Here is a 14,181-nt window from a genome sequence, read left to right as displayed (position 1 = left end):
GTTGGTCTCGCTGCTGTCGTCCGGTTCGGACTCGGCAGCCGTATGACGGCGGACAGCGACCAGGGTGACAACGCCGGCGACGACGAGGAGCCCCGCGCCTGCGGCGATCCACGGAGTGTCATCGGCGCCGGTGTGGGCGAGGGAGCCTTCTGGGGTCGTCGGCGTGGCGTCACTCTCCGGGACCGCGGGGGTGGGCGAGGAGTCAGCATCCGGCGTGCCGGTGCCCGGCGCGGAGGGCTTGGCCCCGCCGGTCTCGCTGCCCGGCTTGTCCGCGGGCGCGGACGGGGCACCAGTTGGCTTGTGCGTCGGCTTGTCCGAGGGGGCGGGTTTCGGGCTGGTCGCGGTCTTGGCGTTGGTGACGGTCACAGTCACTGGTGCGCCGGGGCCCGCAGTGAACGTCTTGGACGGCGCGTAGAGGTTGTATCCGGCGGGTGCCTTGACTTGCTTGACCCAGAACTCCGTGTTCCGGCTGGACACCGGCAGCTCCCCGGAGGCCGTGCCTTTGGCACCGGTCGTCAGGGTGAGCAGCGTAGAGGCGCCGGTGCCGATGTTCACGGTCGCGCCGGGCAGGAGCTTGCCGGTCTTGTCGTCCTTGGCCTGCAGGAGGACCTTGGCGGCCTTGAACGAGTCCGTGATCGTCAGCCGCGTGGTCGCGCCGGGAGTGACGATGACGTCCTGGTCGGCGACAACCTCGTGGAGCGGGCTTCCGGAGGCCGTCTCCTTGAGCCGGTAGACGCCCGGCGCGAGGTCGGGGAAGGTCAGCTTCCCCTGCGCGTCGGTTGTCCCGCGTCCGGCCTCCTGCCCGGCGGAGTCGAGCAGCAGGAACGCGGCGTCGGTGAGCATATCTCCGGCCGTGTCTGTGGTGGTGATCTCAACGCTGCCCGCGTCCGGGGCCGATGTGTCGGCAGCGGCGGAGGAGGAGGGTGTCGGTTCGGAGGGCTGGGCGTTCGCGGTCGGCGCCCAGGTGAGGGTGCCGGTCACCGCGGCGGCGACGGCGGCGGATCGGACGGCGCCACGGACGAAGCGAGCGTGCACGAGGAAGGGGGCTCCTTGATCGGTTAGTGGAAGGACGGTCACCGCATGGGGATCGGGACGAGGACTCAGCGGGTGCGGGCTTGGCTGCGGGTGGCCGGCGGGGCGGGCGCCCGGTGCGCGGAACGGCTCGCCGCGCGGCTGGGTGCGTTCGCCGCGGCCCAGGCACCAGGGAACCAGATGGCGGTGTACTGCTCGATGGCGTCGCGCAGCCCGGTAGTGACGGCTCCCTCCCAGGGTGGCCGACCGGGGTGTCGGTTGGTGTTGAACGTGCCGTACTGCTTGGTGTTCGGCTGGGTGTTGTGGGCTTCGTCGCGGCGGTGGAAGGTGCCGTGATCGAGGAAGCTGAGGGAGACCGCGTCGATTTCGCCGCGGTCCGGGTGGATGACCGCCATACGAAGACCGCCGTAGGTGTCCGCGTGGATGGTGGCGGTGAACTCGATCCGCAGCCGCAGCGGTGTGCCCGGGACAGGGGCGGCGAAGTAGGTGGCGCCCACGACGGCGTGGTCGTGGAAAGGGAGGCACAGCTCGGCGAAGAACTCGGCGGCGTGCAGGGACAAGAGGCATCTCCGGTCTGGGTGGGTCCGGCTTCATCGGCGGGGCCGGCCAGGGCCGGTCGGGTGGTGGTGCTCCAGCGTGGGACGCTGACAGCGGGAAGCGCGGCCGGGCGGCGGGATGCGGCAGCCCGCTGCACGTCGAGCGGGGTTGGGGCCGGAGGTTGTGGCGGGATGATGGGGGTGAGCTGGGCCATGCCCTCGATGTAGCTGAGGGTGACCTGGCGCCACCGGGGAAGCGGAGCCGGATCAGCGACGCACTGGGTGACTGCGGTGAGCAGAGCGACGGGGGTGTTGGTGCTGGCCGTCGCGTACCAGACGGGCCGGTCGATGGAGGTCCCCGCCCACAGCTGCCAGCGGGCGTCACGGGTGGTCAGCTCGGCTTCCGGATCGAGGTCGCCGGTGGTGAACTCCAGACCGGCGAGGCCGTCCGGGGCCTGGACGGCGAAGACGCCCCAGCGGGGACGGTCGATCTCCCATCCCTGTTGCAGGAGAGGTACGACGGCGAGGAAGGGATCGTGCTCGTCGTTCCCAGCGACCGGCCTGGTGAGGTAGGCGTCTGGCCCCTGTTCGTAGGCTGTGGCGAGGGCGGAGGTGAACGCCTGGACGAACTCGGTGGGGACGCGGTCGTTGAAGCAGACGCCCCATGTCGGCGGTCCGAACGGGTCCTTGTGGGCGTTGATGCGCCAGAGCCCATCGTCCTCGCCCTCGGGCAGGTAGCCCAGGCGCACGCGCCGGTCGGGGGAGTTCACGTGCGCGTTGCCCAGGTCGTCGTGCTGGAGGTCCCAGCCGAGGTCGAGGAGCGGGGTGATGGCTGGGTCGCCGGTGCCGGTCGTGGAGGCGAGGTGGCGCGGAGAAACGAAGACGTCTCCGTCGAGGGCGTGAAGGTCGTCGTGAAGGGACACGGGTTCCTGAGTGGCGGCGTGGGCGGATGAGTCAGTCAGCGGGCAGCAAAGCTGCTCGGAGGGCGTCGCTCGAGCCGGTGTAGTGCAGCGTGCGAAGGCCCAAGCGGGCGGCGGCCTGGCAGTTGTCGGGGCGGTCGTCCACGAACAGCACGCGTCGTGGATCACGGACCCCGGTGGCGTGCAGCGCCTGCTGGTAGGTGGCCGGGGCAGGCTTGCACAGCTGCAGGCGGGCCGAGTAGAGCGCCTGGGTCATCATGCGGCGCCAGTCGTGGGTGTCGAGCACGGTACTGAGGTGGGCGGGTGCGTTGGACAACAGCACCATCGGCAGTCCGGTGGCATGGGCGCGGCGCAGGACGGACAGGACGCTGGCGTCGGTTGCGGTCCACATGTCGGTGTCTGAGGCGAGGAGTTCGCGCAGCAGGCGGGGGCCTGGATGGAAGCCGAGGACGCGGGCCCAGTACGCCAGGTCGCTGAGCTGGCCGGCGTCATAGAGGTCGCGGGCGTTCCAGAAGGCGCGCTGGAATGCTGCGAGATCGTCTTCGGGCCAGGAAGCGGCACGGGCAAGCCGTAGCCACTGGGCGCGGGTGGGCTGCAGGCCGATGACTCCGTTGTAGTCAAGGATGACGGCGTCAGGGCCGGTGAGGCGGGTCAAGGGGCGGTGTTCTCCAGGGCTCGGCGGGTGAGGGCGGCGAGAGCGGATGCGAGGAGGGCGGGCAGCAGCAGGGCCGTGGGCAAGGTGGTGGCGCTGGCGAGGGCGCCGATGATTGCAGGGCCGGCGAGGAGGCCGAGGTAGCCGGTGACGGAGACCATGGCCACGGCCCTCGGGCCGTGTCGGCCGGCGGCGGTGATCAGCGAGGGGACGGTGCCGGACAGGCCGAGCCCGAAGACCGCCCAGTCGGCCAGCGCCGCAGGCACGCTGTCGGCGAGGACCCCGGTGGCCAGTCCGACGGCGGCGAGCGCCGCGCCAGTACGAACCAGGGCAGGCGCGCCGATGGCAGAAGTGAGCCGGTCGCCGGTCAGCCGGCCGATCGCCATGCCTGTGCTGTAGAGGGCGAACGCTGTCGCGCTGAGGGCGGTTGTGGCGTGCAGCGTGTGCAGGTGCACTGCGGCCCAGTCGGCTGCCGCCCCCTCCCCCAGCAGGCTCGCAGCCGCCAGCGCACCCAACAGCCACACACCTCCCGTCGGGCCCCGGCTGGCCGCTTCGGGGCCGGGGAACTTGGGCTGGTCGGCGCCGCTGAGCGCCAGGGTGCACGGACCGGCCACGAGCACGGTCGCGGTCAGCGCGAGGCCGGTCGCCAGGAACAGGGTGCTGTGGGCTGTTCGGGCAGTGACGGCGGCCAGGGCGGCACCGCCCAGGGCGCCGATCGAGTACGCGGCGTGCAGGGATGACATGACCGGTCGGCCAGCGGCGTTCTGGCAGCGGACCGCCGCGGTGTTGGCGGCGACGTCCAGGACACCGTGCGCGGCACCGAAGGTGACAGCCGCCGCGAGTAGCGAGGCCAGCGTCGGGCACTGCCCCAGCACGGCGAGGGCTGCTGCCAGCGCGACAGCTCCGCCGATCAGGAGCAGGGGAAGTCGGTCGGGCCGGGCGAGTCGGCCGCCGGCCTGCAGTCCGGCGACCATGCCGACAGCGGCGGCGAGCAGGACGAGAGACAGGCCGGCGGTGGTGAGGTGGGCGGCTTGCTGGACGGCTGGCATCCGGGCGCCCCAGACCGCCATCACCACGCCCAGGCCGAGGAAGTAACCGGTCAGCAGGACACGGCTGCGGCGAACGGAAGCGTTGGCGCGGCTCATGCGGGGCGGCCACCCGGAACAGTCTCGTCGGCTGCGCGGGGCGCCAGGTCGACCTGGAGACGGCGAACAGCCTGCTGGGCGCGGGCCTGTGCGAGGTCCGCGGTGGGCGCGGTGGTGATCAGGTAGCCGATGCGCGCGGTGAACATGTTGCCGCCGTCGGCCGGCAGGAGCAGTTGGTCACCGACCTGGTGCTGGAAGTGCACGCGTTCCAGCCAGCGCGGGCTGACGCCGTCGAATCCGAGGCGGAGCAGGGTGCCGGAGGTGTCGGGGTAGAGCAGCTGGATCGCGGCGGCCGAGGACCGGGTCGGGGTGAGGTCGGGGGCACGGCCGCAGGCGATGTCGGCGGCGGCGCGTGGCAGGTCGATGCCCGTGGCGAGCTGGACGAGGTGGCCGATCATGTCACCGGCGATCCGGCCGTTGACCTCGACCAGCCGCGGCCGGCCGTCGACCAGGCGCATCTCGACGTGACAGACGCCGTCGGTGATCCCCAGGGCATGGATCGCGGCCCGTGCCGCCGGAGCGACCACATCGAGCAGCGGGTCGGCGGCGTCGACGGAGTGGGCCAGTTCCTCGAAATACGGCGGGGCGCTGACCGTCTTGCGGGTGACGGCCACCACGGTGGTCTCCCCGCCGTAGGTGACACACTCGGCCGACACCTCGGGCCCGTCGAGATACTCCTCCACCAGCACGCTGGTGGACTCCCGCCCCAGCCCGGCCGCCTGGTCGGCGAACTCAAAGGCGGCGGTGAGCTGTTCGGGGGTGTCGGCGCGGATCACCCCGATGCTGGCCGCGTGAGCGGCGGGCTTCAGCACGACCGGATAGCCGATCCGCTCGGCCGCCACCTCGGCCTCGGCACGCGTGCGCACGCTCACCGAGGCAGCTGACGGAACCCCATGCCGGGCGAACAACGTGCGGGAGGTGGCCTTGTTACGGCATGCCTGCATGGCTTCCGGGACGGTGGTGGGCAGGCCGAGCTGGCGCGCGAGGCGGGCGACCGGGACGAGGTACCACTCGGTCCAGGTGAACACACCGGCCAGGTCGTAGCGGTCGGCCAGGGCCCGGCCGGCAGCGGACAGCGCCGCCTGGTCGGTCGGGTCGGACACGACCACGCAGTCCCGCAGGTACGGCGTCTCCCATGAGGGCTCTTCGCCGGTGATCAGGACGACGTCGTAGCAGGCGGCCACGGACTGAAGGCAGTACCCGCGGTACGCCTCGGCTTCCATGTCGGATGCGGCGACGACCAGGACGACAGGACGGTCGGACAAGAACAGGCTCCTCGGATTCGAAAGAGGGGGCAGGGATGTGAGGGCGGCGGACCTCGGCGGTGGCGGGCCGCTGTGGGTGTCCGGCGAGCAGCCGCCGGGAGCGGGGCAGGCGAGGCTGAGCGACGTGGTCGGTGCCGGACCGAGGATGCTCAGACGGGAGGAAACGGACGGGAGCTGTCAGTCGGCACGGCGGCGGCGCAGCTCGAACGCGCTGGGCCAGTGGGGGTGCTCGTCGATCAGGCGGCGGGCGTAGAGCGCAGTGAAGTTGTTGTTCAGCCCGGTGACTCCGAACGGGAGTTGGTGGCGCAGGTCCTCGAAGAGGTCCTTGACGCTGACCCGTGTGGCCCCGGCGGCCAACCGGCGAGCGGCCATGCGTCTCAGTTCGCGATATACGTGCGGGTTCTGTGCGTCGAAGGCTCGGAACCGCTCGGTGATGGTGCGACCGCTCGCACGGTTCGTCCCGGGGACGACGGTGGACATGAGGGGTTCTCCACAGGCTGGGGAAAAGTGCAAGGTCAGGTGCGCAGGGCTGGATCGGTGCGCAGGCGCGTGAAGGCGAGGGCCAGTCCGAGGGCCTGCAGGAGGGCACAGGCGGTGATGACGTGGCCCAGTGCGTCGGGCGGCGTGAGCGCGGTCAGTCCGCCGGCGACGGGGAAGGGCAGCAGAAGGATCAAGATGGTCGCCGACAGGGTGCTGCCGAACTTCTCCGGTGGGATCACCAGGGAGCGCAGCGTGCGCAGCACCACCGTCATGCCGCCCTCGGCCGCCATGAGGACCGCAACCAAGACCAGGTAGGACAGGTAGTCGGGTGCTTGGGCGGCGGCGAGAGTGGCGAACGAGGCGATTACGGCGCAGGCGGCGCCGACCGGCCACAGGCCCAGTCGGTCGATCGCGAACCGGCAGAGGGTGACGCTGAGGAGCGTCGCTCCGGCAGCGGCGGACCAGACCAGGCCGACGTCGGTGGTGGACTGCCCGAAGTGCTTGACGACGATCACAGGACCGGCCGCTTGGAGGAGCCCGGTGGCGAGGTTGGACAGGGTCAGCCCGGTCACGAGCCAGCCGAGCGCGGGCAGGGAGCGGATGGTGCGCCACCCGGTGAGCAGCCCGACACCGGTCTGTCCCTTGGGCGTGCGAACCGGGCCGATGGGCGAGGGGGGTGTGCGCAGGGCGAGCAGCGCGGCGAGAAGCGAGAGCACGGTGATTGCCGCGAGCATCGGCGGCGGCCCGGCGAGCAGGAGCACTGCGGCGAGCGTCGGCCCGGCCAGGGTCGCGGTCTGGTCGATGCCGAGCAGGACTGCCTGGACGCGATGGGCCCGCCTTCCGGCGCGGCGGCCGGCGGCGGCACCAGCGGTCTCGACCGCGATGTAGCTGAACTCGGTGAGCACCCCTGTGATCGCCGCGAGTGCCATCACGGTCACGCTTGCCACCGTGCCGGACGGATGGAGGCGGAGCAGGACCGCGCTGGCGGCGAGGACCAGCGCGCGTCCCAAGGAGGCGAAGTGGAAGACGACGGACGCGCCGCGCCGGTCGACGATCGATCCGGCCCACCCGAACGCCGCCAGCCTCGGGATCCACTCCAAGGCGAACGCCAGGCCAGTGAGCGCAGCGGAGCGGGTGGTGGCCAGGACCAGCAGCGGGATGCCGTAGGTGGACATGGCGAAGGCGAGGGCGTCCGCGGTGCGTGGCAGGTAGATGCTGCGCAGCAGCCCGGGGGTGTGGCGTTCGTGCCGGGGTGTGACCGCTGCGCTCACGCGACCGGCTCGGTCTCGGGCACCCTGGCCACCTCGGGGTTACCGGCCAGCCACTGGATCAGTAGCGTGCGGTGACGGGCAAGGTCCGCCGCGTCCCCGGCGCTGGTCAGGCGCGCGGCGGACAGCGGTGCGAGGCCGTCGGCGTGCTCGGTAGTGAGCGATTGCGCCAACAGGTCGAGGACGTGCCGGATACGGCGGCTGAACTCGCAGACTGGGGCTGGAACAGCGTGACGCCGGGCCCAGCGAGCCATCGCGTCGTACAGGTCGGCCAACTCCGATCCCGCGTCCGTGAGTTCCAGGCCGACGCCGGGTGCGACCCGGATGAGACCGTGGGCGCGGGCCGTGTCGGAGGCGCTTCGCAGTTGGTGGGCGGAGAGGTCTGGCAGGGTGCCGGTCAGCCGTCGCGGAGGTATGGCGCCGTTGTCATCGATTTCGGTGACCAGGCGGATCAAGGAGCGCGAGGCCAGCAGTTCGACGGCGTGGCGCACTTCGGCAGGGGTGAAGGGGGTGCTCATCGGCGCGGGCCTCCCGCCGGAATGGCTGCCTTCGGGCGGGCGGTCGTGGCGTGCGAGAAGAGATCGCGGTGGTGCCACGCCGGAGAGGACCCGGTCGTCCGAGCAGGTGGGAGCGCCGCGGGGGCCGGCCGTGGCTGGCTGCTGAGCCACGGCCTCGGCGCGGGCTTCGCCTGCGGGTGTCCCCAGACAGGGTGTTGGGCCGCCTGGTCGAGGCTCTGCCCGGCGGACCAGGCGGACAGGGCGCCGAGCACAGGGCCGAGGCCGTCGCCGGCTGCGGACAGCCGGTAGGGCCGACCGATGCCCTCGGTGTCGACCAGGCCGTCGGCAACGAGTTGCCGCAACGGCGGATAAATATTGGTCCAGTCGCTGCTGGGCATCACGATCCGGGCCAGAGCCCGGCCGCTGACCTCCTCACGGGACTTGAGCACCCACAGGATGGCGGCGGCGTGACGCCGGGTGAGGAGGGTGAGGCTGTCCTCGATCTGCTCGATCGCGGCCAGTGGGTGGTCCGTCTTCTCCAAGTGTTCCTCGGCCCAGGTGACGATCACCGGCAGTACCGGCAGCAGGGCCGCGCCACGTTCGGTGTGGCGGTAGGTCACGTGCCGTGCCGTGTGTTCGGTGCGCTCGACGAGCCCGTCATCGCACAGCGCCTTGAGCTTGGGATGGAGCTGGCCGTTCTGCAGCCAGGACACCTTGGCCGCCAGCTCGCTGTAACGCAGCGGCGGGCCGGAAAGGGCCAGCAGGATCCTGACGTTCCAGCGCGGGGTGATCATGGCGAGGGCCTCGGTGACCCGGGCGATGTCGGCGTCGGTGTCAGGGGGCAGAGCGGTGATGGCCAAGGAAGGAACTCCTGGGTGAAGGAAAGGGGGATCGCCTGGGGGTTAGCGGCTGTGCGCCGGGGTCGGCGCCGGAAGAGGCGGAGCTGCAACGGGCGGCGAGGGAGCCGTCGGGGCCGGGACGCGGGCCAGGCTCTGCAGGACGGCGGCGACCGACTTGGCCTGGACGTCGCGGACGGCGACGGCTTCGGCGAGCCGGCGTGCACCGTCGAGGAGGTGGGAGACCTCGTGCGGGCCGATCTGCCGCTCGGGGTGGATGAGCCGGGCGAGGTGGTCGCGGTGGACGTCGATGCTGCGCTCGGCGAGGGCGAAACCCTCGTGCATGCCGAGCAGGGCGGAGAGCATGCCCGCAGGCTGGTCCTGGGCGTGGGCTTTGAGGTCGGCGAGCGGCGCGCCGTACAGGTCCTCGATCCGGTCGGCTATGTCGGTGGACGTGAGGCGGGGCAATCGGGGGCTTTCACGGTCGGCGGGCCCGGGCCGCCCCGGCACGCTGGGGTACCGGGGCGGCGGCAGAGGGGGGCAGGGTTGCGGTGGCCCTGAGCTGTGCCGTGCGGACGGGCCGGTCCTGCTGCGCAGGCGGGGGCATGGTGCGCAGCAGCTCGCCGAGGGCGGCGCGGTAGCCGTCGCGGGCCTCCAGCGCGGCTTCCAGCCACTGGGCGTCGAAGCGGAGCTTGTCCGCGGACAGTTCGCCCATGTCGCGGTCCGGATCCATATCGGCGTGGACGCGGTCGCGGACGCGGGCGACCTGCTCCTCGGCGAGCGCCAGGAAGGAACGCAGTTCCAGGGCCCGGGCGAGCGCGGGCGAGGCATCGTGGCCGGCAGCCGCCTCGTACAGCTCGGGTACCGGGTTTCCGAAAGCCTTCTGCAGGTCGGCGTCCATGGTGGTGGCCTTGTCCCGGCTCATCGGGCGGTCCTTGCCGCTCGCCACGCCGATGCCGGTGCGGCTGTACCGGCGCGCCGATTGGGGGCGCTGGTTTGCACCGCCGGGCCGGTGCGGGGCCGAAGGCGGGCCAGGCGCTGGGCGGCGAGGTCCTTCTTCCCCGGAGCGTCCGGGTCGAGGAGCCACCGCACGACCATGGCCCGGCCATCGCGGGCGGTGACGGCCGCGTTCACCCGGTGGGCGAGGCCCATCGTCGGGTCGTCGACCTCGCTGGGCTGGGTCTGCAGCGCAGCAACAAGATCGTCCTCCGCGCGGTCGAGTACGGATTGGGCCTCGACGAGAAGGCCGTGCCACTTGACGACGTCGGTGGCGTCAGCATTCGCGGTCGGCGCAGCGGCGACCGCGGCCTTCAACTGGTCCATGCCCATGCCGAAACGCGCTTCGATCCGTTCGGTGAGCACGCCCACGAAATCCTCAGACTCATCGGATATGCCGTCGGACAAAAGGGAGTCTCCTGTTCTGAAAACGCCGATCCCTGGGGAATGGGAGGGGCTGCCGTACCCGGTGGCTCAGCCGCATACGGACACCTGCTGGGGCCTGTCAGTCCAGGCACATCCGGACGTCGCGGTAGACGTACGTGCCGGAGACCCAGCCCTTGACCCCGGTGGTCTTGTCCGTGATGTAGAGCCAGTTGCCGCTCTTCTTGGCGACGCTGAACTTGTGGCCCCGGTAGAGCACGCCGAGCGCGGTGGACTTCGTGGTGGCCCTGGACCGGATGGTCACGGCCTTGGTGTGCACCTCGTACGGCAGCGGCGGCTGGGAGGAGCAGCTGCTCGCGGGGGCCGCGGTGAGCGCGGCGGGAGCGGGGGCCGCGCTGGCGGTGGTGGCGGACAGCACCGGCAGAGCGAGGGCGCCGAGCATGGCTGTGGATATGGCAATTCGGGTGGAGCGCATGCGGAAGAAACCTCCGTGAAGGCATGGGGATGGCGGGGAAGGAGCCGCGGGATTGTCCCGGCGGCTGTATAAGAGTCCGGAGAATCGCCGGTTTGGCTAACCGGCGATCGTCGGCTATGTTGCGCCGCCCGCGTCGGGCTGAGCGCTCAGCGCGAACGGCCGGGAGGGCGCGGGACAGGGGCCTTCGGCAAGCCGGCCGGGCGGCTGGCTGCGGCTGCCGGGGGGACCGACGGAAGAGGGCCGGCCTCGCCCGCGAGGCGGTCGTCGCACCACTGCAGGGCCTCACCGAGCGTGTCGAAGCCGCCCCCGCGCAGGGTGTGCGTCCACGTCTCGGTGTCGACCTCTTCGACCACGACGCGGAACGGTGAGGGAGCTCGCTCGTCCAGGGCACGCAGGGCCACGACGATGACCATGTCGTCCGGGTCGTCGCTGGTGTAGGAGTAGCCCATGGCGTAGTGGTCGCCGTCGCCGGCGAGGCGCAGCTCCAGCGCGCGCGTGGCCTCGTCCGCTGGCGGCGGGCCCAGCGGGGCGAGGGCGATGGCATCGGACGGACAGCCACGGTGGATGAGCCAGGACTGCGCCATCGCGGGCAGCGGCAGAGGGGCATGCTCGAAGCTGAACGTCCGCTCCTCGCGGCCCCGTTGCAGATGCACGGCGAGCACCTGCGGCATGCCGGGGTGCCCCCAGGTGGCGGTGCGGTCGAACAGGACGTAGTAGCTGTGCGGGCCGTCATGGTGTTCGGCGAGGGGAACGAGCATGTCCTCGTGGACGGCGACCTTGCGGTAGAAGTCGAGGTATTTCTCCTCGTCGGCGTCGAGGTCGTCCAGGTCGAAGTCGACTTGGGGGATGGACTTCCGGTCCGGCACCGGTTCGGTGGGAGACAAAAGAGCTTTCGAGGAAGTCAGCGCCGCTGCGCCGGGGTGGACGGCGATGCGCCGGGGCGAGCCGGGACCTTCGGCGCCTGCGTCGTGGCAGACCGGCGGGCGGCGGACAGCGCGGCCCGTCCGGCGTCGGTGAGCGCAACCGGCTGGCCGGCGTGCACGGGGTGGCCGGTGTCCCGGACGACCAGCCCGGCGTCCTCCAACTGCTGCAGCTTGGCGTGAGAGATGCGAGTACCGAAGGCGGTTGTGACGGACATCCGGCCGGTCAGCAGGTGTTCGTAGAGCTTGGCGCCGCCGGCGATGGCGAGCAGCGCGGCCTGGTCGTCCGTCGAGAGCTGCCGGGCGTCGCGCGCAGAGGCCGCCGCTGCGGCTTCGATGGGCTCAAGGGCGGCGAGCACCCTCCTAGCGGCGGCGTCCCGCGCGGCAACAGCCTCTTGCAGCTGGTCCACGGTGCGGTCGATGCGAGCGAAGAGGGTGCTATCGACGTCGAACTCGCCGTTGGAGAGGCGGTTGAGGAGTTTGAGGTAGAAGGTGACGCCGGTCTGGGCCTTGGCCAGTTCACGGTGCCGGTCGACTACTTGGGCGTGCTGCTCGTCGAGGATGCCGTGGTCGCGGTAGGTCCACAGGGTGTCGACGTCGTGCCCGGTGACGGCTTCGAGGCGGTGGTCGAGCGGGGAGACTGCACGCCGGGTGGGTGTCGGCGCGGGTGGAGGGGGCATAGGCGGCCTCTGTGCGTTCAGCGGGTGTGATGGTGCGCGGGGTTCTGGGCGGGACGGGGCAGACCCGGCAGTGCGGTGGGCGGCGGACCGGGCCGGGGCACGGGAGCGCGGGTGGTCAGCTGCGGGGAACGCGACCGTGCCGCATGGGTACGGGCGCTCAGCGGGCGGCGGGTCATCCCCAGGCGGCGGCCGACCTCGTCGTAGACGTCGTTGCCCGCCCGCGGCCGGACCGCGACGACATGGATCTCCTTCGGGTGCGCGGACTCCGCGGGCGCCGGGCGAACGCCGTAGACGACACGCCAGTCCTTGCGGGCGTCCACGAACAGCTTCCGCAATCCCTCCAAGTCACCGTCGAGACGCAGGCCGAAGCGCTGCGCGTTCACGACTTCCTGCAGGTAGGCGAGGGTGAGGTCGCGTATGTCGCCGGGGGCCTGGAGAAGATCGGTCAGCGCGCGAGGGTCGAAGCTCAATCCGAAGGCGGGCTGTCCCTGTCCCGCGGTCATGACGTCGGCTCGTCCGACTCGGCGGCTTGTGCCGTGTTCGCCGTCTCCGTGCGCACGGACGGCGGCGGGCCGGGCAGGAGACGGTGCGCGGGCCGGTCGGGAGAGGTCATGCAGGCGGACAGCGGCCCACCCGGCGCACGGATCGCCGCGACGGCGTGGGTGAGGAAGTCGCGGTGCCACACGAACAGACCGGACAGCCCGGCTTCGGGATCCTTGTGCTGCTGGTAGGCGAGCCACAGGGCGTGGAGCCACGCAACGACGTCGTCGTGCTCCTGCCACTGCAGGCACCAGGGCGCAGCGGTGGTGACCTCCGCCCCATACACAGGGAGGAAGAAGTCATCCACCCAGTCGGACAGCGCGTCGAGTTCGTCCTCGCGTTCTTCTCCGTCGAGTTCCAGGATCGGGCGGGGCTCCGGTGGAGCGGCGGCCGGCGGCCCGCCGAGTCCCGGCATGCCGAACGCGGCGAACGGTGATCCGCTCGGCGACGGGGCGGACGCGAGGTGGTCGAGCTGCTGAGCCTGTTGCGCCGACTGCTCCATGAGCCGCCGCACGCTCGCCTCGATTCCCTCCAGCTGTCGATCCGGAATACGAACCGGATCCAACTCTCCATCGTCAGGCGGTCTTGTGGATTCGGGCATTGAAAGTTCGGCCTCCTACGAGACGCGGGATGAGAGAAAGACGGACGCGTCTGTGCGATTCATTCGCGAGCTACACGGCCACTCCAGCGGTATTTCGCTGACGGCTCCACTGGGGCAGCCGGTCGCCTTGGCGGCAGGCAAGGGCGGGGATCAGACGGTGCGAACCATGTCGTCCTGCGTGAGGGTTGCGCGGATCGTCTCGGTGAGCCGGTCGGCCGCGATCGACGCGTAGTGCTCGGTCTTCTCCACGCCGATGAAGTCCCGGCCTTCCAGCAGAGCGGCCACGCCCGTGGAGCCGGAGCCGGCGCAGAAGTCGAGGACCGTGCCGCCCTCGGGGCTGATCTTGACCAGCTCGCGCATCACCTCGACCGGCTTCTGCGTGATGTGCCGGCGCTGCGCGCCCGAGGGCTGCGACGCCGAGTACATGCCGGGCAGATAGACCGGGTTCCGGGAGCCGTCGATCGGCCCCTTGCTAGCCCAGACGATGAATTCGCAGTTCTGGGTGAACCGGCCCTTCTGCGGCCTGGCCTGCGGCTTGTGCCAGGCCAGCACACCGCGCCACAGCCACCCGGCGGCCTGGATCGCGTCCGTCGTCGTCGGGAGCTGACGCCAGTCGGTGAACAGCAGCGCGGTCCCGCCGGTCTTCGTCAGCCGGTGCGCTTCGGTCATGATCTGCGTCAGCCAGAACGCGTAGGACCTCTGGTCCATGTTCTCGCCGGTGAAGTCGGCGAGGTCGTTCTTGGCATCGGCGGAGGTGTACTTCTGCTTCGCGGATCGGGTAGTGCGCTCCTTCGCGGTCCGGCCCCCGCTGTTGTACGGCGGGTCGGTGATGACGGAGTCGACGCAGCCGTCCGGAAGGCCGGAGAGAACGGCCAGGGCGTCGCCCTGGTGAAGGGAAAAAGGCAAAGAGGGGCCCCTATTTCGGGTGCGGATTCACGGGGGGGGGGGGGGGAA

General features: G+C 71.2%; 18 protein-coding genes and 1 pseudogene. All 19 read right to left on the bottom strand.

What is annotated here, in order from left to right; genetic code table 11:
* A partial coding sequence (locus tag ASC56_RS34265) for a SpaA isopeptide-forming pilin-related protein (RefSeq protein ID WP_063785049.1) occupies positions 1–1,035 on the bottom strand: 1,035 nt, incomplete at its 3' end.
* Positions 1,036–1,100: 65 nt separating this feature from the next.
* Entirely contained in the window at positions 1,101–1,592 is a 492-nt protein-coding gene (locus ASC56_RS34260; protein WP_055495501.1) for a hypothetical protein, read from the bottom strand.
* Between the two features lie 38 nt (positions 1,593–1,630).
* Positions 1,631–2,491: pseudogene (locus ASC56_RS38905) on the bottom strand (DUF317 domain-containing protein); the annotation flags it as partial.
* 31 nt (positions 2,492–2,522) lie between these two features.
* Positions 2,523–3,143 (bottom strand): HAD-IA family hydrolase, encoded by a 621-nt coding sequence (locus ASC56_RS34250; RefSeq protein ID WP_055495499.1) that lies wholly within the window; start codon positions 3,141–3,143, stop codon positions 2,523–2,525.
* A complete protein-coding gene (locus tag ASC56_RS34245) occupies positions 3,140–4,285 on the bottom strand; it encodes a hypothetical protein (RefSeq protein ID WP_055495498.1) in 1,146 nt (381 codons plus the stop codon). Before ASC56_RS34245 ends, ASC56_RS34250 begins: the two co-directional genes overlap by 4 nt.
* Entirely contained in the window at positions 4,282–5,508 is a 1,227-nt protein-coding gene (locus ASC56_RS34240) for an ATP-grasp domain-containing protein (RefSeq protein ID WP_055495516.1), read from the bottom strand. Before ASC56_RS34240 ends, ASC56_RS34245 begins: the two co-directional genes overlap by 4 nt.
* A 219-nt stretch (positions 5,509–5,727) precedes the next feature.
* Entirely contained in the window at positions 5,728–6,030 is a 303-nt protein-coding gene (locus ASC56_RS34235; RefSeq protein WP_055495497.1) for a hypothetical protein, read from the bottom strand.
* A 35-nt stretch (positions 6,031–6,065) separates the two neighbouring features.
* A complete protein-coding gene (locus ASC56_RS34230) occupies positions 6,066–7,301 on the bottom strand; it encodes an MFS transporter (RefSeq protein ID WP_055495496.1) in 1,236 nt (411 codons plus the stop codon).
* The gene (locus ASC56_RS34225) at positions 7,298–7,816 is read right to left on the bottom strand and encodes a hypothetical protein (protein WP_055495495.1); all 519 of its coding nucleotides are present in this window, start codon (positions 7,814–7,816) and stop codon (positions 7,298–7,300) included. The genes ASC56_RS34230 and ASC56_RS34225 overlap by 4 nt, the downstream gene beginning before the upstream one ends.
* Positions 7,813–8,655: a helix-turn-helix domain-containing protein gene (locus tag ASC56_RS34220; RefSeq protein WP_055495494.1), complete on the bottom strand. Its 843-nt coding sequence runs from the start codon at positions 8,653–8,655 to the stop codon at positions 7,813–7,815. The genes ASC56_RS34225 and ASC56_RS34220 overlap by 4 nt, the downstream gene beginning before the upstream one ends.
* Positions 8,656–8,697: 42 nt before the next feature.
* Positions 8,698–9,099, bottom strand: a complete 402-nt coding sequence (locus ASC56_RS34215; RefSeq protein ID WP_055495493.1) for a hypothetical protein — start codon at positions 9,097–9,099, stop codon at positions 8,698–8,700.
* A 10-nt stretch (positions 9,100–9,109) separates the two neighbouring features.
* Positions 9,110–9,556, bottom strand: a complete 447-nt coding sequence (locus tag ASC56_RS34210; protein ID WP_055495492.1) for a hypothetical protein — start codon at positions 9,554–9,556, stop codon at positions 9,110–9,112.
* Positions 9,553–10,035, bottom strand: coding sequence for a hypothetical protein (locus tag ASC56_RS34205; protein WP_055495491.1), 483 nt, complete (start codon positions 10,033–10,035; stop codon positions 9,553–9,555). Before ASC56_RS34205 ends, ASC56_RS34210 begins: the two co-directional genes overlap by 4 nt.
* 97 nt (positions 10,036–10,132) lie before the next feature.
* A complete protein-coding gene (locus ASC56_RS34200; protein ID WP_234377192.1) occupies positions 10,133–10,486 on the bottom strand; it encodes an SH3 domain-containing protein in 354 nt (117 codons plus the stop codon).
* A 146-nt stretch (positions 10,487–10,632) separates the two neighbouring features.
* Complete coding sequence (locus tag ASC56_RS34195; RefSeq protein ID WP_055495489.1) at positions 10,633–11,370, bottom strand: hypothetical protein; 738 nt, start codon at positions 11,368–11,370, stop codon at positions 10,633–10,635.
* A gap of 17 nt (positions 11,371–11,387) precedes the next feature.
* On the bottom strand, positions 11,388–12,086 hold the full coding sequence (locus tag ASC56_RS34190) for a hypothetical protein (protein WP_055495488.1): 699 nt from the start codon (positions 12,084–12,086) through the stop codon (positions 11,388–11,390).
* Positions 12,087–12,103: 17 nt separating this feature from the next.
* Positions 12,104–12,589 carry a hypothetical protein gene (locus tag ASC56_RS34185; protein ID WP_055495487.1) on the bottom strand — a complete coding sequence of 162 codons (486 nt, stop codon included), beginning with the start codon at positions 12,587–12,589 and terminating at the stop codon, positions 12,104–12,106.
* A complete protein-coding gene (locus tag ASC56_RS34180) occupies positions 12,586–13,128 on the bottom strand; it encodes a DUF4913 domain-containing protein (protein ID WP_055495486.1) in 543 nt (180 codons plus the stop codon). The genes ASC56_RS34185 and ASC56_RS34180 overlap by 4 nt, the downstream gene beginning before the upstream one ends.
* 249 nt (positions 13,129–13,377) lie before the next feature.
* Entirely contained in the window at positions 13,378–14,133 is a 756-nt protein-coding gene (locus tag ASC56_RS34175) for a site-specific DNA-methyltransferase (RefSeq protein ID WP_055495485.1), read from the bottom strand.
* Positions 14,134–14,181 lie beyond the last annotated feature (48 nt).

Origin of the sequence: Streptomyces sp. TP-A0356, assembly GCF_001417775.1 — a bacterium.
Classification (GTDB): domain Bacteria; phylum Actinomycetota; class Actinomycetes; order Streptomycetales; family Streptomycetaceae; genus Streptomyces.
This window is presented reverse-complemented; position numbering and strand designations above follow the sequence as displayed.

Coding starts and splice junctions, on each gene's coding strand:
- ASC56_RS34245 (WP_055495498.1), bottom strand. CDS start 4,285: ATGAGCCGCGCCAACGCTTCCGTTCGCCGCAGCCGTGTCCTGCTGACC.
- ASC56_RS34240 (WP_055495516.1), bottom strand. CDS start 5,508: ATGGAAGCCGAGGCGTACCGCGGGTACTGCCTTCAGTCCGTGGCCGCC.
- ASC56_RS34235 (WP_055495497.1), bottom strand. CDS start 6,030: ATGTCCACCGTCGTCCCCGGGACGAACCGTGCGAGCGGTCGCACCATC.
- ASC56_RS34225 (WP_055495495.1), bottom strand. CDS start 7,816: ATGAGCACCCCCTTCACCCCTGCCGAAGTGCGCCACGCCGTCGAACTG.
- ASC56_RS34210 (WP_055495492.1), bottom strand. CDS start 9,556: ATGAGCCGGGACAAGGCCACCACCATGGACGCCGACCTGCAGAAGGCT.
- ASC56_RS34200 (WP_234377192.1), bottom strand. CDS start 10,486: ATGCGCTCCACCCGAATTGCCATATCCACAGCCATGCTCGGCGCCCTC.
- ASC56_RS34190 (WP_055495488.1), bottom strand. CDS start 12,086: ATGCCCCCTCCACCCGCGCCGACACCCACCCGGCGTGCAGTCTCCCCG.
- ASC56_RS34185 (WP_055495487.1), bottom strand. CDS start 12,589: ATGACCGCGGGACAGGGACAGCCCGCCTTCGGATTGAGCTTCGACCCT.
- ASC56_RS34180 (WP_055495486.1), bottom strand. CDS start 13,128: ATGGAGCAGTCGGCGCAACAGGCTCAGCAGCTCGACCACCTCGCGTCC.